Below are 23,096 nucleotides of genomic sequence, written 5' to 3'. Positions count from 1 at the left end.
CGACACGTCGTGGGCGAACCCGTGCACCAGCCCGGCGATCCGGATCGCGGCCGACCGATCCGGGACCTCGCCGACCGGTACGTGCACCGGTTCGCCGCGCTCAACCCGCTGGTGGCGACCTGGCTCGGCCTGCCGGTCGGTCAGGACCGGCTGCCCGACCTGTCGCCGGCCGGCCGGATCGCCCACGACGAGCTGTCCCGCGGGACGCTGACCGAGCTGGCCGCGGCGGAACGCGCCGCGGCCGGCGCCGGCACGCTCACCGACATCGAGCGGCGGTGCGGGCGGCTGCTGCGGGAGCGGCTGGAGGCGGACCTCGCCACCAGCGGCGACGATGAGTACCTGCGGGAGCTGGTGAACGTCTTCGGGCTCCAGGAGCGGGTGCAGGAGATCTTCGCGCTCATGCCCACGGACGGCCCCGAGGACTGGGCCGCGGTGGCGCGCCGGATGCGCCGGCTGCCCGCCGCGCTCGCCGATTTCCGCGAGACCCTGGAGCAGGCCGCCGACCGCGGCGGTTTCACGGCGGCACCCCACCAGGTCGAGCTGCTGGCCGACCAGCTCGGACAGTGGCTGGCCGAGGCCGGCGGCCGCGGCTGGTACGCCGGCTTCACCGACGCCGCCCGGGTTTCCGGACCGCTGCGCGCCGAGTTGGACGCCGCGGCGGCCGACGCCGCGGCCGGCACCGCGGGTCTGCGCGACTGGCTGCGTACCGGTTATCTGCCGCGGGTGGCGGGCGGGCCGGACGCCATCGGTGCCGACCGGTACCGGGTCTGGGCCCGCTTCTGGACCGGCGCGGACCCGGACCTGGTCGAGACGTACGAGTGGGGCTGGGCCACCTACCGGGAGTTGTCCGCCCAGGTGGAGCGGGCGGCCGGCCAGGTGCTGCCGGGTGCCACGCCCCGGGCCGCGATGCGGCATCTGGACGAGCACGGCGAGGCCGTCGAGGGCGTCGAGGCGATCCGGGTACGCCTCCAGCAGCTCATGGACGAGACGATCCGTGATCTCGACGGCACCGTCTTCGAGCTGGCGCCGCCGCTGCGGGTGGTGCAGGCCCGGATCGCGCCGGCCGGCTCCGGCGCGGCGTACTACACGCCCCCGTCGCAGGACTTCTCCCGCCCGGGTCGGACCTGGCTGCCCGGCAACGGGCAGACCCGGTTTCCGCTGTGGCAGCTGCTCAGCACCTGGTACCACGAGGGTGTGCCGGGCCACCATCTGCACCTGGGCCAGTGGGTGTACGTTGCCGACCGGCTGTCGCTGTACCAGAGCAGCGTGGGCGGCGTGGACGCCTGCACCGAGGGCTGGGCCCTGTACGCCGAGCGGCTGATGGACGAACTGGGTTACTTCGCCGACCCGGGCGACCGGCTCGGCTACCTGGACCGGCAGCTGCTGCGGGCCATCCGGGTCGTGCTGGACATCGGTCTGCACCTGGAGCTGCCGGCACCGGCGGACTCCCCGCTGGGCGCCGGCCGCCGTTGGACGCCGGAGTTGGCCCGGGCGTTCCTCGGCGCGCACAGCGGGCAGCCGGCGGCGGCGCTGGACGCCGAGGTCGGCCGCTACCTCGGACTGCCCGGCCAGGCGATCAGCTACAAACTCGGCGAGCGCGCCTGGCTGGCCGGTCGCGCCGCGGCGGAGGCCGCCCACCGGGACCGCGGTACGGAATTCGACACCCGGTCCTGGCACATGGCCGCGTTGTCGCTCGGCTCGGTGGGGCTGCGCGACCTGGTCGACGAGCTCGGCCACCTGTAACAAAGTCACCTACCGGAAGGGGAAGCCCGCGATGTTCGATGACGAGACCGCCGACTACTTCGTGGTGATCAACGACGAGGAGCAGTACTCCATCTGGCCGGCCCAGCGCCAGGAGAGCCTGCCGGCCGGCTGGAGCCTGGTCGGCCCGGCCCGCTCGCGTGAGGAGTGCCTGAACCACATCGAGCAGGTGTGGACCGACATGCGGCCCAAGAGCCTGCGGTTGGCCATGGAAGCTCAGGCGCAGTAGGCGTGCCGATGGTGCCCACCCCGCAGGCGCCGGCCGACGCCCTGCTCTACCTGTCCGCGGCCGAGGTCGCCGACATCGTCAAGGCGATCGACCCGGTCGAGGTCGTCACGGACGCGTTCCGGGCGCTGCGCCGGGGCGACGCCGCGATCACGCCGGAGGCGGCGTTGCGCTGGACCGCCGCCGACGGCACCGGCGCGCGGAGCCTGATCCTGCCGGCCCGGTACGACGGCGCGTACGGCTGCAAATCATCAACGCGTGCATCGGCAACCCGGACCGCGGGCTGCCCCGCGCGCACGGGCTGGTCGTGCTGGCCGACCCGGACACCGCCGCGCCGAGCTGCATCCTGGAGGGTGGGCAGATCAGCGCGCTGCGCACCGCCGCGGTGTCGATGGTGGCGCTGCGCGCCGTCAGGGACCTCGGCACGGTCCGGGAGCTGGCGGTGCTGGGCTGCGGCCGGCAGGCGCGTACCCATCTGGAGCTGCTGGCCGCCCGGACCCGGCTGGCCTCGCTGACGGTGCACGACACCAGCGCGGACCGGGCGGCGGCGTTCGCCCGCAGCGCCGCCGCGCTGGTGCCGGGGGCCACCATCACCGTGGCCGACACGGCCCGGGACGCGGTGTCGGCGGCCACGGTGACGATCGCCGCGACCACCACCACATCGCCGTACGTGCCGCTGGACTGGCTGCCGCCGGACGGCGTGTTCGTCAACGTCTCGCTGGACGACGCCACCGAGGATCTGCTGCTCGGCTGCGACTACCTGGTGGTGGACGACTGGGAGCTGGTCAGCGAGGACGACACCCGGCTGCTGGGCCGGCTGGCCCGCGCCGGGCGGGTCACCGGTCCCGGTGAGCCGGCGCCGCCCGGCGGCCGGGCGGTGGACGCCGAGCTGGCCAGCCTGGTCTCCGGCGGAGAGCCGGCCGGTTCCGGCGGAGAGCCGGCCGGTTCCGGCGGAGAGCCGGCCGGTTCCGGCGGCGGTATGCCGGCGGGTTCCGGCGGCGGTATGCCGGCGGGTTCCAGCGGCGGTACGCCGGCGGCGGCCGGGCTGGTGGTCATCAACCCGTTCGGCATGGGGGTGCACGACATCGCCCTCGCCGCGCACGTCCACGCGGCGGCCCTGGACCGCCGAGCCGGCACCTGGCTGCCCCGGTAGTCGCCCGGGACAGGCGCCGACAGGTGCCGACAGGTGCCGACAGGTGCCGACTACGGTCCGTGAACACCGGACCGGGATCGAACACATCTTTTGCAGGTATGCCTGAGAGTCATTTAAATGACTCTCAGGCATACCTGCAAAAAGTCTTGTCGCGATCAGCGAGGTCACGGTGCGTAAACGGCCGGTGGACGTGGACCGCACGACCCGACGTCCCGTCCGGCCCGCACGCCACCACCCGTCACCACCCGTCACCACCCGCCGGCTCGCGCCGGCCGCAGGGGTGCACCTGTCGACCGGCGCGGCCGGATCGGATCGGATCGGGTACGGATCGGATCGGGTCGGATCAGGTACGGGTCGGATCGGGTCGGGTCGGGTCAGTACACGGTCACGCCGTACGCGCTGGCCGCCTCGGGCACCGGCTGGAAGAACGTGGTGCCGCCGGCGGTGCAGTTGCCACTGCCGCCGGAGGTGAGACCGAGCGCCTTGGTGCCGTCGTAGAGCGGGCCGCCGGAGTCGCCCGGCTCGGCGCAGACGTTGGTCTGGATCAGACCCCGCACCACGCCGCTGCCCAGGTAGCGGACCCGGGCGTTGAGCGCGGTGACCGTGCCGGTGTGCACGCCGGTCGTCGAGCCCCGACGGGTCACCGACTCACCGACGTAGGCGTTCGCCGCGGTGAATCCACCCGGGTGGCTGAGCGAGGTGTTGTCGTAGCGGACCAACGCGTAGTCGTTGCCCGGGAAGCTGTAGTTGACGGTCGGGCCGATCAGGGTGCTCTGGCTGGAGTCGGTGTACCAGGTGCTCACCGCCTCGCCGCAGTGCCCGGCGGTGAGGAAGTAGTAGGTGCTGCCGCTGACCACGTTGAACCCGAGCGAGCAGCGGTAGCCGCCGCCGTAGATGGCGTCACCGGCGGAGAGCAGTTGGGTGAACACGCCGGCGGTGCGTTCCACCTTGATCGCGCCGGCCCGCAGACCGGCGCTCTTTTTGATCTTTGCGATCGCGGCGCGGGAGACACTGCTGTCCGCGGTCACGACGACGCGGCCGGACGCGCTGTCCACGTGCCACGCGATGCCCTCGACGCCGGACTGTTCCACCGTGTCGCTGAGCGCGGCCAGTTGACCGGCGCTGTAGACCTGCGGGGCGGCGGCGGCCGGCGCGGCGAACACGCCGACGGTGACCACACCGATGACCGCGGCGGCCAGCCGGGCAGAGGTACGTCTGATCCTCACTGTCTCCTCCTCAACGGGGGTGGGGAGCCCCACGGGGTCGGGGCCCACGAGCCGCTGCCAGGAGACGCGCCGTCGGGGATAGGAAACGCCGCTCTCCTGACAAACGTCTATGTGAGTATCAGTCACATTCAATGTACATGCAAGTGAATATCATATCCAAAGCGCCGAGACAAGGCGATTTTGGTAAAAGCTTTATTAGCAGGGATTTGATCATTCATTTGGTAACCGTGCGTAGCATTCCATGCAATTCTGAATATGAATATTAAATGGCCGCCGCGGCCAGGAGCCGGTCCAGCGGGCGCTGCGGATCGTCGGTCGCCGCCGCCAGCAGCGCGGCCAGTTCGTCGGCGAACCTGCGGGCCGTACGCTCGGTGTACCGGTCGCCGGCGTAGTCCAGAAAGCCCTGATAGCCGCGGCCCCGGGCCACCAGGGTGAGCAGCAGGTCGTACTTGGACGCCCCGGACGGCACGGGCAGCGGTTCGGCGGTGACGCCGGGCAGGTCCATTCCGGCTGCGTCGTCGTCCAGCACCAGCACGGTACGGGTCAGCACGGGCGCGCCGGCGCCGGAACGGCGCAGCGGCTGGGTCAGCTCGGCCGCCGTGATGTCCCGATGCGTCATCGCCCCCGCGGCCACCCGCTTGGTCTGGCCCACCAGTTCGGCGAAGGTCCCCCCGGTGTCCACCCGCAGCCGCAGCGGCAGGACCTGGGTCAGGTAGGCGACCATCCGGTCGGACTCCGCCGATCCACGACGGGACACCGGGGTGCCCACCACCGCGTCGGACGATCCGGTACGGGCCGCCAGCAGCGCCCCGACCGCCGCGGCGAACAGGACGAAGGGGGTCACCCGGAGCTGCTTGCAGGCGGCCCGGATCCGCTGCCGCACCGCCGGTTCCAGCGCGAACCGCAGCCGCGCGCCACCCGCCCGGCCCCGGCCGGTCGAGCCGGGCCGGTCGGCAGGGCCAGGTGAGTGGGCAGGGCCAGGTGAGTCGGGCGGCAGCGAGTAGGCGGCATCCGGCGGCAGTTCCGCGAGCTGGTCCCGCCAGTACGCCCGGACCTGCGCGGCGGGGCGGCCCCGACGCTGCGTGAGCGCGTACCGGCCCGGCTGCGGCGCCTCTCCCAGCGGCACCGGCCGGCCCGCGAGCCACGCCCGGTAGCACTCCTCGAACTCCTGCTCCAGGACGTGCACCGCCCAGTCGTCGACCACGATGTGATGGAACTGGACCACCAGCACCACGTCGTCCTCGGCCAGGCACAGCAGGGTGGCCCGGACCGGCGCGTCGGTCAGATCCAGCGGCCGGGACACCAGCCGGCGCAGCTCGGCATCCAGCTCGACGGGCGAACACGCCCGCCGCGCCGCACCCGGCGCCCGTTCCGGCGGCAGCACCTGCTGCACCAGCTCGTCGTCGAGCAGCAGGTAGCGGCTGCGCAGCCCCTCGTGCCGGCGCACCAGTTCCCGGTACGTCCAGTCCACGCCCCGCTCGTCGACCTGCCCGGCCAACCGGTACACCCACGACTCCAGGTAGCGGGACGGCCCGTCGTGCAGCGCCTCGTCCAGCCAGATCGACTGCTGCTCGACGGTCATCGGGTAGGTGGCGACCGCGGCCACGGGTCCCTCCGGCGGGGACGTCACCGCGGGTCCGGCGGTCGGCGGGCGGGCGGTCACCGCGCCGGCCGCCGGGCGGCTCGGCCGGGGCGGCGGGCCAGCGACTCCAGCGCGGCCCGGTCGACCTTGCCGTTCGCGGTGACCGGGAACTGGTCGAGCATCCGCACCACGTCGGGCACCAGGTACGCGGGCAGCCGGGCTGCCAGCGCCGCGCGTACCCCGACCGGGTCCGGCCCGTTGCCCGCGGCGACCGGGCCGGCGGCGGCGTCGGCGGCGTCGGTGGTGTAGAGCAGCGCGAGCCGGGCCACCGAACCGTCGTCGCCGGCCAGCGGGAGCGCGACACACTCGCGGACGCCGTCCAGCCGGCGGGCGCCGACCTCCACCTCGCCCAGCTCGATCCGGTGTCCGGCGATCTTGATCTGCCGGTCCCGCCGGCCGCGGAAGTGCAGCACACCGGATTCGTCGACGATCCCGACGTCGCCGGTGCGGTAGATCCGCACCGGTACGCCGTCGACCTGCACGGTGGGGAACTTCTGCGCGGTCAGCTCCGGCTGGCCCAGGTAGCCCAGCGCCAGCCCGGTGCCGGCGATGCAGATCTCGCCGGGCGCCCCGGCGGGGCAGCGCTGCCCGTTCTCGTCGAGCACCAGCACGTCGCTGCCGGGCACCGGCCTGCCGACCGGGACACCGCCGGCCAGCTCACAGTCGGCCGGGCCGACCCGGTGGGCGGTGGTGAGCATGCAGTTCTCGGCCGGGCCGTACCCGTTCCAGAGCGGAATCTGCGGGTGCGCGGCCAGGAACGCGCCGATGTGTTTGGGCGACAGCCGCTCGCCGCCGGTCAGCACGGCGCCCAGGCCGCGGAAGCAGTCCGGGTCCTCGTCCACGAACAGGTTCACCAGCGAGCTGGTCAGCCACAGCCGGTTCACCCCGGCGGTGCGTACCAGTTCGCTGAGCCGACCGGGCATCAGATGGTCCTCGGGCACGATCACCGAGCAGCCGCCGCTGGTCAGCGGTCCCCACGCCTCGAAGCCGTACATGTCCCAGGCCGGCGGCGCGGCCTGCGGCATCGCTCGGCCGGGGCCGAAGCCGGGAACCCGGTCCGGGCCGAACAGCCGGGTCACCGCCCGGTGCGGCACCACCACCCCCTTGGGCTGGCCGGTGGTGCCGGAGGTGAAGAACACCGTGGCCGGTGCCGAGCCGTCCACGGTGGCCGGCACGAAGCCGTCCGCCCGGTCCGCGACGTCGGACAGGTCCTCCGGCGGCAACCGGAGCGCGTCGGCGCCGCCGGGGGCCGCGGCGTCCCGCGTCACCACCAGCTCCGGTCCGATCATCTCGATGATGGCGGCGTGCCGCTCGGCCGGCCAGCGCACGTCCAGGTTGGCGTACGCGGCGCCGCACATCAGCACCGCCAACTCCACCGCGACCAACTGCGGCGAGCGCGGCAGCAGCAGCGGCACCACCTGCCCCGGCCGGACTCCCCGGCGGGACAGCTGCTCCGCGTACGCCCGGGCCGCGCCGACCAGCACCCGGTAGCTGACCGGGGCGCCCGGTCCCCGCACGCCGGCCTCGATCAGCGCGGGCGCGTCCGGCCGGGCGGCCGCGTGCCGGTCCACCGCGACGTGGATCACCGGCTCGGGCGGCGGCCCGTCACGCACCGGACCCGCCCCGCTCCGCCGCCATCTCGACGGTCCCGGCCTCGCCCAGCCGCCGGGCGAAGTCGGCAAGTACGTCGTTGTCGAACAGCCAGACCGGCAGCGCCTGGATGCCGGTCAGCCGGTTGATCCGGGCGCAGATCCGGACCGCCTGCAACGAGGTGGTGCCGAAGTCGTAGAAGCTGTCGGAGCGGCCGACCCGGCTCACCCCCAGCACCTCGGCGGCGACGCCGGCCACCGTCTGTTCCAGCTCGCCCTCGGGGGCGACGTACTCGGTGTCCACGAAGTCCTCGCGGCACTCGGCCATTCCGTTCTCCTCGTCCTCGCGGCGCCCGGTCATCCCGGCTGCCCTTTGTCTGCCGGCGCCAGGCCGTCCCGGCCCGCCTCCGCCAGCGCCTGCGCCATCCGGCCGATCCCGTCGGTGAGCGCGGTCAGTTCCGCGCTGATGCTCACCCGGAAACACCGCCGGGGGTGCGCCCCGAGCGGGCCGCCACCGCTCGGGTCGGTGAAGAAGTGCCGGCCCGGGACGACGAACACCCGCTTGCGCTTCAGCGCCTGGTAGAAGGCCAGGTCATCGAACCACGGCTCGTCCACGGACAGCCAGCAGAAGAACCCGCCCTGACTGGCGTGCAGCCGCCAGGCCACATCCGTGGGCAGCGTGTCGAACAGCAGCTTCTCGACCGTCTTCCGGCGTTGCGCGTAGAACGGCCGGATCGCGGTGGACACCAGCTCGTCCAGCGTCCCGGAGGACAGCGCGCGGGCCACCGTGGCCTGCACCAGTTGCGGCGCGTGCAACGCGGCGTTGGCCACGAAGGACACCATCGGGCCGATGTAGCGCTCCGGCCCCACCGCGAAGCCGATCCGTTCGCCGGGCAGCCCGGCCTTGGACAGGGTGAAGCAGTTGATCACGTTGTCGTGCGGGCGCGGCGCCGCGGTTCCGTCGCCGATGCCCGGAAACGGCTCGCCGTAGGCATGGTCGATCAGCAGCGGTACGTCCCGGTGGGCCGCGATGTCGATCAGCTCGTCCCGTTCGGCGGTGGTCAGGCTGCGGCCGGTCGGGTTGCCCGGGCTGGAGAGCATCAGCAGCCCGAGGTCGTCGCGCCGGTTCAGGGCGGCGAGGTCGAACCGGTAGCCGAAGGACCGGTCGCCGTCGTGGTGCAGCGCCGCCTCCACGCCGACGATCCCGTCCGGGGTGAGGCCGAGGCCCTGGTACCCGGTGTAGTCCGGCACCATCGGCAGCACCAGGTTCGCCGGTCGGGGCGCCCCGGCGCCGGTGAACAGGGCCGCGGCGATGAAGCAGAGCAGTTGGCTACCCGGGCCGACCACCACGTTGCCCGGGCCGATGTCCCAGCCGTAGCGCTCCCCGAAGTAGCGCACCACCGCCTCGACGAGGTCCTGATTGCCGCGCGAGGCGCCGTACCGGCAGCTCACCTCGGCGAAGTCGGCGGCCAGCGCCTCGCCGGTCAGCCGCTGCCAGGTCCCGGTCACCTCGGGGATGGCGGCCGGGTTGCCGACGCCGAGGTTCAGCCACCGCTCGCCCACCGAGTTGGCGGTGGTGGTGGCGATGTCCTCCATGATGCTGCGCAGCCCGGACGGGCTGGCCATCTTTCGTCCCGCCGCGGAGAGGATCATCGCCCGGCCTCCGCCCCGGCCGCGTCCCGCGACGCGCCCCCGTCCCGCGACGCGCCCCCGTCCCGCGACGCTCGCCCGTCCCGCGACGCCACGTCCCGCGACGCCTCGTCCCGCAGCGCGGCGGCGATCTCGGCGTGCACCCGCGGCGCCTCGTCGAAGATCGCGAAGTGGCCGCCGTCGAGCAGGTGCAGCGCGAAGTCGGCGGTGGTCTGTTCCTTCCAGGCCGCCATCAGCTCCTCGCTGGCCACCGGATCGGTACGGCCGCCGAAAGCGGTGATCGGGATGTCCAGCGGCCGGTCGGGTTCGAAGGTGTAGTGCTCGTTGACCGCGAAGTCGGCGGCCAGCAGCGGCTGCATCCATTTCAGCAGCCCGTGGTCGGACAGGATCGCCTCCGGCGTGCCCTCCAGATCCCGCAGGAACGTCTCCAGCTCCGGCACGGACATCCCGGCCAGGTCGCTGGGGGTCAGCGGATGCTGCGGCGCCGGCCGGCCGCAGACGAACAGGTGCACCGGCAGCGGGCCGCCGGTGCGGGCAAGCTCGCGGATGACCTCGAAGGCGCACAGCGCGCCGGTGCTGTGCCCGAGGATGGCGTACGGCGACCGCACCGCGGCGGTGATCTCGCCGGCCAGTTCCCGCACCAGCGGCCCGACCCGGGTGAACAGCGGCTCGGTCTTGCGGTTCTCCCGGCCCGGCGGCTGGATCGGGCAGACCCGCACCGGCTCGGGGATGCCCTGCCCCAGGAGCGGAACACCGCGGCACCGGCGCCGGCGTGCGGAAGTGTCAGCAGCCGCACCGGCGCCTCGGGCCGGGTGCCGAACGGAAACCAGGGGTTCTTCGTCATCTTGCCGCCTCTCCCTTGCCGACAACGGGTGCTGCCACGGGCCGGACGGCCGGATCACCGCCGGGGCCGTCCGCCGGCCGCAGCTCGTACCGGCACGCCACCCGCGGCGGTCGCCGGGGCCGCGGCGGCGCACCGGACCACTCCGCGTGCCGGTCGGCGAAGTGCGGGCTCAGCGGGTGGCCCGACTGCCCGCCCGGCAGGTCCACCGCGGCGAACCCGTCCCGGCCGGGCGTCAGCACGGCCCGGCCGACCGAGCCGAAGCCGGGTACGCAGGTCCGCACGACGTGCAGCGCACCCGGCTGCGGCCTGGGCTCCACCCCGAGCAGCCCGGCCGACCAGGGTGCCAGCGCCGCCAGCGGGTGCCGCAGGCCGACCGCGTTGAGCCGGCCCCACCGCGGCGGCCGGCGGGCGGGCGGCACCCACCGCGACAGCACGGGCGGCAGCCGGCGCCACGCTCCGCCGCCGCGGCCGGCCGCGGCGGCCAGCCCGGCCGCCCGCTCGGCGCAGCCGGCCACGAACGCGTCCCAGCCGCCGGCCTCGGCCGCGCGGGGCAGCAGCGCCGGGTCGCGCCGGCGCAGGATGGCCAGCACCGGGCGGTCCAGCATCTGGTACGGGTACCGGTACGTCGGGTCGTGCGCGTGGCAGGCCGCCAGGTACGGCGTGAGCACCTGCCGGGCCAGGATCTGTCGCAACAGGACCAGCACCCCGAAGGCCCGCGAGCCGGCGTCCGCGGTGCCGTCCCAGCCGGCGAGCAGGTCGGCCAGCCGGTCGTTGCGGCCGCGCAGCGCCGGCACGGCCAGGTCCCGGTAGTCCCGGTACGCCTCGGCGGCCAGGTCGTGCTGGAGTTCCCGCATGGCCGGGCCGGTGCCGACCGCCCCGGCCAGCAGGTCCCGCAGCCGCCGCGCCCGGTGACCGGGGTCGGGGTCGTACCCGATCCGGAAGGGTTGCTGCGGCAGCGCCGCGTCGTTGGCCGAGACCAGGAACCCGGCGGCCGGGTCGAGCAGCCGGGGTCGCTGCGGGCCGGTCAGGTAGCCGGAGCCGCCGGGTCGCCCCGGTACGCCCGCGTCCCGATCGGGGTCGGCGCCCGCGGGACGGCGCGGCAGCAGGCCGGTCGCCAGGTGCGCCATCCGGCCGGAGACGTCGGTGAGCAGCACGTTCAACGCGATGCCGTGCGCGTCGTCCAGCACGGCGACGCCGTCGGCCACCGAGGCCGCGCCGACCAGCCGCTGAAAGCGCAGGTCCAGGCTGCGGGGGTCGTACCCGGCCCAGTCCAGCGCCACCGGGCGACCCAGCAGCGGTCGCTGCGCGACCGGCAGCGCGCCGACCCGCGCCACCTCGACCGGTACGGCCGGCCGGCCGCGCACCTGGATGCGTTCGGTCCGGGTCTCGGGCCGGCCGGTGACCGGGACGAGGTCCAGCACGTCCGCGCCGAGGTTCGTCACCCCCCAGGCCAGCCGGCCGTTGCTGCCGACCAGCACCACCGGCAGGCCGGCCGCGATCAGCCCCCGCACCTGCCCGCCGGACCAGCGCAGGTCCACCTCGTACAGCAGGTTCGGCATGGCCAGCGGCAGGTGCAGGTCGCCGGCCAGGACCGGGCCGCCGGGTTCCACCGGACCCCCGGCGGCGCCCGGTTCCGCCGGCCCGGCGGGGGTGTCTTCGGGGCCGCCGGAGCGGACCCAGCAGTTGGAGCCGGCCGTACCGCGGTCGACCTGCACCAGCGTCTCGGCCACACCGGCCTCGACCTCGGCCGCGCGCAACTCGGCCAGCCCCGCCGGCACCGTGCGGTCGGCCGGCCCGCGGGACGTCGCCGGCGACGCGGAATCGGCCGGGCCGGGCAGGAGGAAGTCGGCGACGGCCGGCGGCAGCACCTGCCGGGTGACCGCCTCGGCGCGCTTGGCCGACTCGGTCCAGGACAGCGAGTGGTACATCAGCAGCGCGACCAGCAGGCTGTCCGCCGGAACCCAGGGCGCCGGCCGGTAGGCCAGGAACCGGCACTCGAACGGCGGACCGTGCCGCTCCCACGCCGCGTTGACGCCGCCGGCGAAGGCGTCCAGCAGGTCCCGCTCCGGCGCCGCCAGTTCCCCGGCCGCCCGGGTCGCGGCCGGCGCCAGGTCCAGCGCCCGGTACTGCCGGTCGCTGGGCAGCGCGACCTTGCCGCACACCTGGGCCAGCCGACCGGCGGCGGTACGGCGCAGCAGGTCCAGTTGGAAGCCCCGGTCCCGGGCCAGCACGTACCCCAGCCCGCGGACCGCGTCCAGCCAGGACTCGGCCTCGATCTCGGTGACGCCGTCGGAGCGGACCCGGGCGTGCACCGGCCCGGCCAGGCCGGCGACCGCCACCTCGCCCGGGCAGCCCGGCGCGGCGGCGCTCAGCGCCCGGACCAGCCGGCGTTCCATCGCCAGCCGGGCGCGGCCCCGGTAGGCGTACGTCCCGATGCCGGCGGTGCCCAGCGCCAGCACGGCGGCCGGCAGCGCGGGCGGGGCCAGCGCGGCGCCCAGCGCGGCACCGGCCAGCGTCGCCGCCGCCGCGGCACCGCTGACCCGGGCCGTCGGCAGCCGCCACAGCCGCCGGTAGCGGGTGCGGTGCGCGCCGCAGGCCATCAGTCCGCTCCCGGCCGGACGCCGGTGCCGCCCGCCCAGTCGGGCACCGCGGCCAGCCGGGCGGCGACGTCGGCCAGCAGCGCCGCCGCGGTGGCCCCGTCGGTCACCGCCGGCCGGTACTGCATGGTCAGCACCAGTTCGCCGTCCCGGGGCGCGACGTTGAGCAGGAACTCGCAGGTCGTCACCACCACGGCCGGGGTGAGTACGTCGCTGGCGGGGGCGTACGGCGCGAAGCGCAACCCGTCGGCCGGGCCGGCGACCCGGATCTCCTCCTGCATCACCAGCATGACCTCGAACAGCGCGCCGCCCGGCCGCTCCTGCGGGTGTCGCTCGGCCAGCGCCGCGAGAACGTCCTCGAACGCCAGTTCCTGATGGGCGTACGCGCCCTCGCAGGCGGCCCGGGTCCGGGCCGCCAGCTCGACCGGTTCGGCGGCGTCGGCGTCGATCCGCAGCACGGCGCTGTTGGCGACCAGCCCCACCACGTCCTCGGTGCCGGGCCGCGCCCGGTTGGCCTGCACGATGCCGATCCGGATGTCGGGCTGGCCGCTCCAGTCCCGCAGCGCCTGCGCGTAGGCGGTGGCCACGGCCATGAAGTCGGTCAGCCCGTGCCGCCGGGCGGCCGCCCGGACCGCCGCGGTGCTCGCGGCGTCGAGGGTGTGCTGGCAGGTCCGCGCCCGCAGCCGCTCGATCAGCGAGGCCGGCTTCGCGGCGGGGATCCGGCTGCCGGCGCCGCTGGACAGCGCGGGCCAGGGCGGCGCCAGCCGGTCCAGCCAGTACGCCCGCTGGCGCCGCGCCTCCGCGGAGTCCCGCCAGGCCAGCCCGGCCGCGACCAGCTCCCCCGCGCCCGGTGCCGGGGTGCCGGCCGGGACCGCCACGCCGGCCGCCAACGCCCGGTAGATCCGTTCCACGTCGGCCAGCAGCAGCGACAGCGACCAGCCGTCGCAGACCAGGTGATGAATGTTGAGGTAGAGCAGGTGCCGCCGCTCGGCGACGCGGTACGCGGTGGCCCGCAGCATCGGCGCCCGGTCCAGCGCGATCGGCTCGCGCACGGCCGCGGCCATCAGCCGTTCGCACTCGGCCAGCGGGTCGGCGCTGCCGGTCAGGTCCACGAATCCCAGCGGGAGTTCGGCGCCGGGCTCGACCACCTGTACCGGGCCGGCGTCGGTGGCCAGCATCCGGGTACGCAGCGCGTCGTGCCGGGCGACCAGCAGTCGCAGGCTGCGCTCCAGCAGGCCGAGGTCCAGCGGCCCGTCCGCCTGCAACGCGCCGGGGATGCCGAACAGCGGTACGCCCGGCAGCCGGCTGGCGATGGACCACATCTGCCGCTGGGCCGGCGAGAGCGGGTAGTGCCGCGCCCCGCCGGGCGGGTCGGCCGGCCGGCCCGCCGTGGCCGACGGATGTGCGGCAGTGGACGGATCCCCTGTGGCAGACGGACCCGCCGTGGCCGACGGATCCGCCGTGGCCGGCCCGGCGAGCGCCCGGGCCAGCGCGGCCACGGTCGGCCCGGCCAGGAAGGTGCCCATGGTCAGGTCGGGGTAGTGCGCCCGCAGCCGGGCCACCATCCGCATCGCGGCCAGCGAGTCGCCGCCCACCTCGAAGAAGCTCGCGTCGGCGCCGAAGTCGTCGGTGCCCAGCGCCTCGGCCCAGGCCTGCCGGACGAACTTCTCCGCCACCGCCCGGCCGGCCGGATCCTCCGGAGTCGAGGGTTGGGTCGGCGAGTCCGCGCACGAGAGCCGCGGCGCGGGCTGTACGGCCGGTTGCGAGGTCGGTTGCGAGGTCGGTTGCGCGGCCGGTGGCGGGGTCGGTTGCGCGGCCGGTGGCGGGGTCGCGGCGGAGGGTCCGGCCTGGACCAGCCGGGCCAGGTCCAGCACGCTGGGCAGCCGGCCCGCCAGGCAGTCCGCCTCGGCGTCCGCCAACAGGCAGCCCAGCGCCATCTCGTGCGCCCGGGCCACCAGGTGCGCCAGCGGCTGACTCAGCGCCGCCTCGTCGTACTCCAGCAGCAGCCGCAGCTGGCGGGTCCGCACGTCGACGGTGTAGTTCGAGCTGAGCGCGTAGTGCGTCTGCTCCAACTCGTCGGCGCTGGCGAACCGGACGCTGCCGTCCCGGACCAGCCGCCGGGTGGTGTGGTAGTCGGTGAAGTTGAAGCTCGAATCGAACATCGGCCGCGATCCGAAGTCGCGCTGCACCAGCGCCCCCGGATACCAGCGGTGGGCCAGCACCCGCTGCTCGCGCTCGTGCAGCAGCCGGGCCAGTCCGGCCCAGGTGTGCCCGGTCAGCTCGGCCCGCAGCGGAAGCTGGTTCAGGAACAGCCCGAGCACCCGGTCGGCGTCCGGCCCCTCCGGGCGGCAGTTGGTCACCATGCTGGTGACCACGTCCGGCTCGCCGGTGAGCCAGGACAGCACCCGCAGGTGCACGGCGCACAGCAGCGCCTTGACCGGTACGCCGGTCCGGACCGCCAACTCGCGCAGCTCGTCCAGCCGGCCGGGCAGTTCCCGGTGCACCTGCCGCTGGACCGGCGCGCCGGTCCGGTCCGGGGCCACCAGCGGCGCCGCCGTGGAGGTCTGGGTACGCCAGAACGCCAGGTGCTCCGGGTCGGCCGAGGCGCGCAGCTCCAGCGCCACGTAGTCGGCGAACCCGGTCCGCGGCGCCGGCAACGGCCGGACCGGGCCGCCGGCCAGCCGCTCGGCGTACCGGGTGCTCAGGTCCTCGAAGAAGACGTTCACCGACCAACCGTCGAGGATCACGTGGTTGTGGCTGAACACCAGCTGGTAGTCCTCGTCCGAGGTGACCAGCGCCACCAGCGTGAACAGCCCGGGCCGGCCGAGGTCGAAGTCGCGCCGCGTCTCGGCCCGGACGGCCTGCCCGATCCGCTCGGCCTGCCCGTCCGGATCGAGTTCGCGCAGGTCCTCGACGCGCAGCGGCACCTCCAGGTGGGCGTGCACCCGCTGCACCGGCCCCCACGGGCCGGCCAGGTCGAGGCTGGTACGCAGCACCGGATGCGCGTCGACCACCGCCTGCGCCGCGGCCCGGAACGCCACCGGGTCCAGCCGGCCGCGCACCCGGTAGCTGAGCACGATGTGGTAGACCCGGGCGTCCGGGGCGATCTCCTGGTGGTACAGCATGCCGGTCTGCATGGCGGTCATCGGGTACGCGTCGACCACGTCGGCCGGGAACGCGTCCGGCCCGGCGCCGGGAAGCAGGGCGAACGGCGCCGTACCCGTCGCCGCACCGTCCGGTGCCGTGCCGTCCGGCGCGGCCTGCTCCGGCACCGGCCGGGCCAGCGCCGCGAGGTCGGCGGCCCGCGGCGCGGCGTACACGTCGCGGGCGCTGACCAGCAGCCCCTCGTCGCGGGCCAGCGCGACCAGCCGGATGGCCCGCATCGAGTCGCCGCCGGCGTCGAAGAAGTTCGCCTGCTCCGGCAGGCCGGGGCTGTCCAGCACCCGCCGGAACAGCTCCACCAGCACCGCCTCTGCCGGCGTCCCGGCCGGCGTCCCGGCCGCTCCGCGGGCCGGATCGGCGAGCGGCGCGGCCCGGTCCGGCCGCCCGGCCGGGTCCGTGATCCCGCCGGCCGCGGCCGGATCCGCGCCGGCGGCCGGCGTGGCGGCGACCGGAGTGGCAGCGACCGGCGTGGCAGCGACCGGCGTGCCGGCGACCGGCGTGGCAGCGCCGGCCGGCGTGCCGGTCGCGGCCAGCACCGCGGCCCGGTCCAGCTTGCCGTTGACGGTCAGCGGCAGCGCGTCGACCACCGCGATCGACCGGGGCAGCATGTAGTTCGCCAGCTCGGCGCCGGCACCGCGCAGCACCGCGGCGGTGGAGAGCGGCACGCCCGGCTCGGCCACCAGCACGGCCACCACCCGGTGTCCGATGTCGTCGGTGGCCACCGCCGCGGCCGCGGCGGCCACCCCGGGCTGCGCCGCGAGCACCGACTCGATCTCCGGCAGCTCGACCCGGAAGCCGTTGACCTGCACCTGGGAGTCGCGGCGGTGCAGGTACGCCAGCCGGTGACCGGTACGCCGGCCCAGGTCGCCGGAGCGGTACATCCGGGCGCCGGGCACGGTGCTGAACGGATCCGGCACGAACCGGGTGGCCATCTCCCGCGGCCGGCCCACGTACCCGAGGCTCACCTGCGGCCCGCCGACGTGGATCTCCCCCACGCACCCGTCGGCGACCGCGGTGCCGTGCTCGTGCAGCAGGTACAGCGAGGTGCCCGGCAGCGGGACGCCCACGTCCGACTCGGTGCTGGTCGGCTCGCCGGCCCGCAGCCGGTGCCAGGAGGCGTGCACGGTGGTCTCGGTGATGCCGTACAGGTTGACCAGTTCGGCGTGCTCGCCCACCTCGCGGTGCCACTGGTCGGCCAGCCGCCGTTCCAGCTTCTCCCCGGCCAGCAGCACGTACCGGACGGTGGCCAGCGCCTGCGGCGCCCGGGCCGCCTCGGGCAGCAGCACCGACAGCGCCGACGGGGTCAGGCTCAGCACGGTGATCCGCTCCCGGCCCAGCAGCGCGGTGAACGCCTCCGGTTCCCGGGTCATCCACTTCGGCACCACCACGAGCCGGCCGCCGTGCAGCAGGCAGCCGAACAGCTCGTACATGGCCACGTCGAAGGAGCAGGAGTGGAACAGCGTCCAGGCGTCGCCGCCGCCCAGGCCGAAGCCGTCGCCGGTGGCGGCCAGCAGGCTCAGCATGTTGCGGTGCGTGACGTGCACGCCCTTGGGCCGGCCGGTGGAGCCGGAGGTGTAGATCACGTACGCGGTGGCGCCGGCCGGGACCGGTGGGCAGGGCGGGGCGTCCGCGCCGAGCCGGGCCAGCTCGGCCACGGTGGACCGGGCGGGTCCGCCAGGTCCACCGGGTCCACCGGGTCCACCGGGTCCGCCGGGTCCGTCCGCCGGATCGTCCGCCGTGGTGATCAGCTGGCCGGCCCCCGCATCGGCCAGCACCCGCTCGCGCCGGCCCGCCGGCCAGGAGTCGTCCAGGACCAGGCAGGCGGCGCCGGAGGCCACCACGCCGAGGATCGCCACCACCAGGTCGGCGCCGCGCGGCAGCGAGATGGCGACCACCTCGCCCATGCCGGCGCCGCGCCGGCGCAGCCCGCGGCCCACCGACTCGACCCGCTCGACCAGCGCCCGGTACGACAGGCTCGCCTCGCCGTCGCTGACCGCCACGGCCTCGCCCCGTTCGGCCGCCCGCCGGGCCAGCCGGGCGGGCAGCGAGTCGTCCGCGGCCGGCACCAAGGCCGGGGTGGCGCCGACCGCGCCCGCGCCGGGCTCGCCGAACGGGGTCGCGGCCAGTGCGGCCACCGGCCGGGCCGGGTCCGCCACGCCCTCGGCCAGGATCTCCCCGGCCATCGTGACCAGGGCCGTCACCTGGGTCTCGGTGATCGCCGCCCGGTCGAACTCGACCTCCAGCCGGATCGCGTCGCCGCCGTCGAGGACCAGCACGTTCAGGTCGTACTTGGTGCCGACCCGGGGCACCTCCAGGTAGCTGGCGGTCAGCCCGGCGAACCGCGGTTCCGGCAACCCCGTACCCAGGTCGGTGAGGGTGACGTTGAACCGGCCGCGACCGGCCGCGTCACCGCGGGCCGCGCTGCCGGAGCCCGGCGCCGGGACGTCGGCCAGCGCCTCGACGTGGCTGAGCGCGCCGAGCACCGCGGCCCGGGTCCGGCGAAGCAGCCCGGCGAAGTCCGGGCCGCCGGCGAGGTCGATCCGGACCGGCACCATGTCCAGCAGCGGGCCGACCAGCCGCTCCAACCCGGGCCGGTCCCGCCGGCTGGCCGGCATGCCGACCACCAGGTCCTCCCGGCCGGTGTGCCGGGCCAGCGCCGCCGACACCGCCGCCGCCACGACCAGGAAGACGCTGGCCCGCCGCTGCGACACCAGCTGCCGGACCGCCGGCATGGCCGCCGGCGCGAGAACCGCCCGGTACGCGCCGCCGCGCCGGTCCGGCACCGGCCCCACCGGCGGCGGCAGCGGCAGGGCGCCCAGCGCCGCGCCGCTGAGCCGGTCCCGCCAGTAGCGCCGGCCGGGGGCCAGATCGGCGTACGCGAGCCGGTCGGCCTCCCAGCGGGCCACGTCCACCATGTCCGGTCCGGCGGCCGGCGGCTCCGGGTCACCACCGGCACCGGCCGCGTGCCCGTTGTACTGCTCGGCCAGGTCGCTCAGCAGCAGCCCCACCGACACCGCGTCGGCGACGATGTGGTGCAGCACCACGAAGAACAGGTGCTCCTGGGCTGCCAGCCGGACCAGCCGCATCCGCACCGGCGGCGCGGCGTCCAGCGGCAGTTTCTCGTCGGCCAGCGCGGCGCACTCGGCCAGGCAGTCGGCCAGTGTCCGGCCGGTGCGGTCCACCCGCTCCACGGCGGCGACCGCGCCGGGACCGGCGGCGGGCAGCACCCGCTGCACCGGCTCGCCGTGCTCGGCCGGGAAGACGGTACGCAGCACCGGGTGCCGCCGGTACAGCCGCTCCAGCGCGGCGGTGAACGCCGCCTCGTCGAGCGGGCCGCGCAGCAGCAGCGCCCCGGCCAGGTTGTAGGTGCCGTCGTCCACGAAGTAGTCGGTGGCCCAGAACGTGCGCTGCGCCCGGGTCAGCGGGCCGGTGCGGGCATCGGTCGCCACGGCCGGCCGCTCCGGCGACAGCTCCGCGGGCCGCTCCGGCGGCCAACGCAGCGCGGCCCGCCGGCCCAGCAGCTCCACCAACTCGTCCCGGTGCTCCTTCATCAGGGCGAGCAGTTCCGGGGTGAGCCGGCCGTCGGTGCTGCGGTAGCGGATCCGGTCCTGCACCAGGGTCAGGCCGACACCCAGCTCGTCCAGCTGGCGCAGCAGGTCACGCGCCCCACCGCTCACAGCTCCGTCCTTCGCCCGCGACCGCGGGGCTGGCGAACCCGGCCGGCTCCCCGCGCTCACAGCTCCCCTCCTCGATGAGGACGGATCCCGCGCCGGCCGGCTGTTCGGCCCGCAGCCGGTCCAGCTCGGCGGCCACCTCCGGCACGGTGGCCAGGTCGAAGAAGGACGCCAGCTCCAACGGCACGCCGGTGCGCTGCTCCAGCTCGTACACGACCTGGACCGCGATCATCGAGTGGCCGCCCAGCTCGAAGAAGTCCTCGGTCAGGTCGAAGTCCTCCAGTTCCAGCAGCTCGCGCCAGACCTGGGCGACCAGTTCCTCGGTGGGGGTGCTCGGCCCGGTGGTGGCGGATCCGGATCCGGCCATGCCGCTCACCGCCCGCCCACGCCGGAGGCCGCCGGACGCAGCCCGAGGTCCAGCACCGCGTCCGGATCGGCGATGCCGCGGCGCAAGGCCGCTGCCACCGCGTCGGCCCAGCCGGCGGCGGTCCCGGCGGGCAGCCGCTCGGGCAGGTAGACCAGCTCCAGCCGCAGCCGGTCGGACTCGCCGGACATGTCCAGCATCAGATCGGTGTCCATCACCGGGTCGGGGATCTCCCGGGGCAGCACGGTCAGGCCGGGCAGCGTCACCCCGGTCCGCCAGGCGCTCTGGTGCGTCGCCTTGACCTGGTAGAGCGGGAACCGGCCGGACCGGCGCGGCGGATTCACCGCGGCCACGATCTTGTGGAACGGCAGCCGGTCGTGCGCGTACGCGCCCAGGCACTGCCCTCGGGTCAGCGCCAGCAGGTCGCCGAACCGGGGCGCGGCGTCGGTGGTCAACCGGACCGGAAGCTGGTTGACGTACGTGCCGACCAGGTCCTCGCTGCCCGGCCAGGACCGGTTCACCGAGTCGATGCCGACCACCAGGTCGCCCGAGCCGGTGACCTCGCCGAGCACCGCCGTGAACGCGGCAAGCACCGCCATGAACGGGGTCGCCCGGTGCCGCTGGGCGAGCGTGCACAGCTCGCGGGTCTCCGCCTCGGTCAGCTCGCGGACCTCGGCGCCGGTCCGGAAGTCCGGTCTGGCCGGTCGTGGCCGCAGCGGAAGTTCGATCTCGGGCGGCGCGCCGGCCAACTGGTCACGCCAGTAGCGCTCGCACTCCGCGGCCTCCGGGCCGGTCAGCCACTGCCGTTCCGCGCTGACGTACCGGCTGAAGCTGGTCGCCGGCAGCGGCACGGCCGGTTCGCCGGCCCGGTGCCGCTGGTAGAACTCGGCGATCTCCCGGCTGAGCACCATCAGCGACCAGCCGTCGGCGACCAGGTGGTGCAGCACGAGGGTGAGCACGTGCTCGTCCGGGCCGGTGCGGGCCAGGTACGCCGCCATCAGCGGCGGCTGTTTCGTGGCGATCGACAGAGCCGGCGCCGGGGTCTCGCCGTCGGCCAGCGGTTGGATGGGCAGGTTCGCCTGCGGCCACACCGTCGCCACCGGCACCCCCCGGGACTGGGAGAAGACGGTGCGCAGCGGCTCGTGCCGGGCCACCAGGGCGTCCAGCGCGTGCTGGAGCGCCGCCCGGTCCAGCGTGCCGCGCAGGGTCAGTTCCAGGTGGATCAGGAGTGGATCCTTGCCGCGGTTGAGGTGTTCGATGAACCACAGCCGCTCCTGGCCGGAGGAGAGCGCGCCGGCCGCCAGCTCGGCAGCCGGCGCCGGTTGCGGTGCCGCGCCGGCGGCCCGCACCGCGGCGAGCAGCCCGCGCGGGGTCGGGTCGTCCAGGAAGCCGCGCAGCGCGACGCCCTCGATGCCGAAGTGCGCGCGGGCCACCGTGAGCACCCGCATGGCCTGCAACGAGTCGCCGCCGGCGGCGAAGAAGTCCTGCTCCGCGTCGACCCGGTCGAGCCGGAGCACCTCGGCGATCAGCGCGCCGGCCTGGGCCAGCTCGTCCACCGGCGCGGCACCGGACTCATCGGCGCCGGCTTCCGGGCCGGCGGACGGGGGTACGGCCGTCCAGCCGGCCAGCGTCCGCAGGTCCGCCTTGCCGGCACCGGTGGTCGGCATCCGGTCCAGCACGGTCAGCCGCTGCGGCATCAGGTGCCCGGGTACCTGCGTACGGAGCCGGTCCAGGATGGTTCCGGTGCTCGGCCGCCCGGCCGGATCCGTACCGCCGCGCAGCGTGACGAACGCGCAGAGCTGGCCGGCGCCGACCACGCAGGCCGCGGCGGCCACCCCCGGCACCCGCAGCAACTGCGCCTCGACCTCGCCCAGCTCGATCCGGTGGCCGCGGATCTTCACCTGGCGGTCCCGCCGGCCCAGGTAGTCCAGCGTGCCGTCGGCGGCCCGGCGCACCCGGTCGCCGGTGCGGTACAGCCGGCCGCCCGGCTCGCCGGAGAGGTGGTCGGGGCGGAAGGCCAGCGCGGTGCCGACCGGGTCGCCGAGGTAGCCGCGGCCCACCCCGGCGCCGCCGACCAGCAGCTCGCCCTCGGTGCCGTCCGGCACCGGCGTTCCGGCCGGGTCCACCACGTACAGCCGGGTGTTGACGACCTCCCGGCCGATCGGCGCCCAGTCCCCGGCCGCGCAGTCCGCCGCGGTGACGGTGTGGTGGGTGACGTCGTCGGAGCACTCGGTCGGGCCGTAGGCGTTCATCACCGGCACGCCGGGGCAGCACTCGTGCCAGCGCCGCACGAGCGCGGTGGGCAGCGCCTCACCGGTGGCCACCAGCAGCCGCAGCGAGGCCAGGTCGGCGCGCAGCCGCGGGCTGCCGGCCAGCGCGTCCAGGATGACCGCCAGGTGCGACGGCACGACCTCCAGCACGGTGACGCCGTGCCGGGCCACCCATGCGGCCAGCTCGGCCGGATCGGAGAGGTTGCTCGCGGAGGCCACCGCGACCCGGCCGCCGGCGGTGAGCGGGGCCAGCGCCTGCCAGACCGAGATGTCGAAGGAGAGCGGCGCGGTCAGTCCCACCACGTCGGACGGCTTGAGGTCCATGTCGAGCCGCTTGGCGGCCAGGTGGTTGGCCATGCCGCCGTCGGTGACCATGGCGCCCTTGGGCACCCCGGTCGAGCCCGAGGTGAAGATGACGTACGCCAGCCCGGCCGGTTCCCGGACGGCCGGCAGACGCGCCCCCGGGTCGACCCCGGGCGCCGGGTCGGCGGCGTTCGTCGGCGCCGCCGGGTCGGCGGTGTTCGTGGGCGCCGCCGGGTCGGCGGTGCACAGCACCGGCGGCCGGTCGCCGGGCCAGCCGGCCAGCACCCGTTGCGCGTACTCCTCCCGGCCCGGCTGGACCAGCAGGACCGGCACGGCGGCGCTCGCGCACATCCGCCGCGCCCGCTCGGGCGGCGTGCCCGGCTCCACCGGCAGGTACGCGGCGCCGCTGCCCAGCACGCCCAGCAGCATCGCCACCAGTTGCGGGCTGCGCTGCGCGACGACCGCCACCACGTCGCCCGGCCCGACCCCGGCAGCGGTCAGCGCCGCGGCGTACCCGCCGGCCTCGGCGGCCAGTTCGGCGTAGGTCCGGCTGACCCGGTCATCGGCCACGGCCACCGCGCCGGGCGTCGCGGCCAGCGCATCCCGGAAGCTGACCAGCGCGTTCGGCGTCATGA

Annotated in this window: 13 protein-coding genes; 3 read left to right on the top strand and 10 right to left on the bottom strand. The window is 75.4% G+C overall.

Annotation, left to right across the window (positions count from 1 at the left end; all coding sequences use genetic code 11):
* The first annotated feature begins 9 nt into the window (after positions 1-9).
* From CIK06_RS08895 to CIK06_RS29245, 3 genes are all read left to right on the top strand, one after another.
* Complete coding sequence (locus tag CIK06_RS08895; protein ID WP_198348148.1) at positions 10-1,743, top strand: DUF885 domain-containing protein; 1,734 nt, start codon at positions 10-12, stop codon at positions 1,741-1,743.
* A gap of 31 nt (positions 1,744-1,774) precedes the next feature.
* On the top strand, positions 1,775-1,990 hold the full coding sequence (locus CIK06_RS08890; protein ID WP_095564428.1) for an MbtH family NRPS accessory protein: 216 nt from the start codon (positions 1,775-1,777) through the stop codon (positions 1,988-1,990).
* 169 nt (positions 1,991-2,159) lie between these two features.
* A complete protein-coding gene (locus CIK06_RS29245) occupies positions 2,160-3,140 on the top strand; it encodes an ornithine cyclodeaminase (RefSeq protein ID WP_198348296.1) in 981 nt (326 codons plus the stop codon).
* 374 nt (positions 3,141-3,514) lie between these two features.
* Here the strand turns inward: CIK06_RS29245 and CIK06_RS08875 are convergent, their stop codons facing one another.
* The 10 genes from CIK06_RS08875 to CIK06_RS08830 all read right to left on the bottom strand — a co-directional run bounded on the left by CIK06_RS08875 (position 3,515) and on the right by CIK06_RS08830 (position 23,094).
* Positions 3,515-4,366 carry a S1 family peptidase gene (locus CIK06_RS08875; RefSeq protein ID WP_095564425.1) on the bottom strand — a complete coding sequence of 284 codons (852 nt, stop codon included), beginning with the start codon at positions 4,364-4,366 and terminating at the stop codon, positions 3,515-3,517.
* 262 nt (positions 4,367-4,628) lie between these two features.
* Positions 4,629-5,972 (bottom strand): condensation domain-containing protein, encoded by a 1,344-nt coding sequence (locus CIK06_RS08870; protein WP_198348147.1) that lies wholly within the window; start codon positions 5,970-5,972, stop codon positions 4,629-4,631.
* A gap of 53 nt (positions 5,973-6,025) precedes the next feature.
* Complete coding sequence (locus tag CIK06_RS08865) at positions 6,026-7,621, bottom strand: amino acid adenylation domain-containing protein (protein ID WP_198348146.1); 1,596 nt, start codon at positions 7,619-7,621, stop codon at positions 6,026-6,028.
* A complete protein-coding gene (locus CIK06_RS08860; RefSeq protein WP_095564422.1) occupies positions 7,614-7,958 on the bottom strand; it encodes a phosphopantetheine-binding protein in 345 nt (114 codons plus the stop codon). The genes CIK06_RS08865 and CIK06_RS08860 overlap by 8 nt, the downstream gene beginning before the upstream one ends.
* On the bottom strand, positions 7,955-9,250 hold the full coding sequence (locus tag CIK06_RS08855; protein ID WP_095564421.1) for an aminotransferase class I/II-fold pyridoxal phosphate-dependent enzyme: 1,296 nt from the start codon (positions 9,248-9,250) through the stop codon (positions 7,955-7,957). Before CIK06_RS08855 ends, CIK06_RS08860 begins: the two co-directional genes overlap by 4 nt.
* Positions 9,247-9,966: a thioesterase II family protein gene (locus CIK06_RS08850; protein ID WP_157756667.1), complete on the bottom strand. Its 720-nt coding sequence runs from the start codon at positions 9,964-9,966 to the stop codon at positions 9,247-9,249. Before CIK06_RS08850 ends, CIK06_RS08855 begins: the two co-directional genes overlap by 4 nt.
* A 121-nt stretch (positions 9,967-10,087) precedes the next feature.
* Positions 10,088-12,691, bottom strand: a complete 2,604-nt coding sequence (locus CIK06_RS08845) for a penicillin acylase family protein (RefSeq protein ID WP_095564420.1) — start codon at positions 12,689-12,691, stop codon at positions 10,088-10,090.
* Positions 12,691-19,527 carry a non-ribosomal peptide synthetase gene (locus tag CIK06_RS08840; RefSeq protein ID WP_095564419.1) on the bottom strand — a complete coding sequence of 2,279 codons (6,837 nt, stop codon included), beginning with the start codon at positions 19,525-19,527 and terminating at the stop codon, positions 12,691-12,693. Before CIK06_RS08840 ends, CIK06_RS08845 begins: the two co-directional genes overlap by 1 nt.
* Positions 19,508-19,891, bottom strand: a complete 384-nt coding sequence (locus CIK06_RS08835) for a phosphopantetheine-binding protein (RefSeq protein WP_157756666.1) — start codon at positions 19,889-19,891, stop codon at positions 19,508-19,510. Before CIK06_RS08835 ends, CIK06_RS08840 begins: the two co-directional genes overlap by 20 nt.
* Before the next feature lie 5 nt (positions 19,892-19,896).
* The gene (locus CIK06_RS08830; protein WP_198348145.1) at positions 19,897-23,094 is read right to left on the bottom strand and encodes a non-ribosomal peptide synthetase; all 3,198 of its coding nucleotides are present in this window, start codon (positions 23,092-23,094) and stop codon (positions 19,897-19,899) included.
* Between the last annotated feature and the right edge of the window lie 2 nt (positions 23,095-23,096).

This window comes from Plantactinospora sp. KBS50 (assembly GCF_002285795.1).
GTDB lineage: Bacteria > Actinomycetota > Actinomycetes > Mycobacteriales > Micromonosporaceae > KBS50.
Note: the sequence above shows the minus strand (reverse complement) of the source record. Positions and strands in the feature narration are given on the sequence as shown.

Excerpts from the sequence above, each read along its gene's own strand:
- CIK06_RS08845 (WP_095564420.1), bottom strand. The coding sequence starts at position 12,691 with ATGGCCTGCGGCGCGCACCGCACCCGCTACCGGCGGCTGTGGCGGCTG.
- CIK06_RS08830 (WP_198348145.1), bottom strand. The coding sequence starts at position 23,094 with ATGACGCCGAACGCGCTGGTCAGCTTCCGGGATGCGCTGGCCGCGACG.
- CIK06_RS08860 (WP_095564422.1), bottom strand. The coding sequence starts at position 7,958 with ATGACCGGGCGCCGCGAGGACGAGGAGAACGGAATGGCCGAGTGCCGC.
- CIK06_RS08835 (WP_157756666.1), bottom strand. The coding sequence starts at position 19,891 with ATGGCCGGATCCGGATCCGCCACCACCGGGCCGAGCACCCCCACCGAG.
- CIK06_RS08855 (WP_095564421.1), bottom strand. The coding sequence starts at position 9,250 with ATGATCCTCTCCGCGGCGGGACGAAAGATGGCCAGCCCGTCCGGGCTG.
- CIK06_RS08890 (WP_095564428.1), top strand. The coding sequence starts at position 1,775 with ATGTTCGATGACGAGACCGCCGACTACTTCGTGGTGATCAACGACGAG.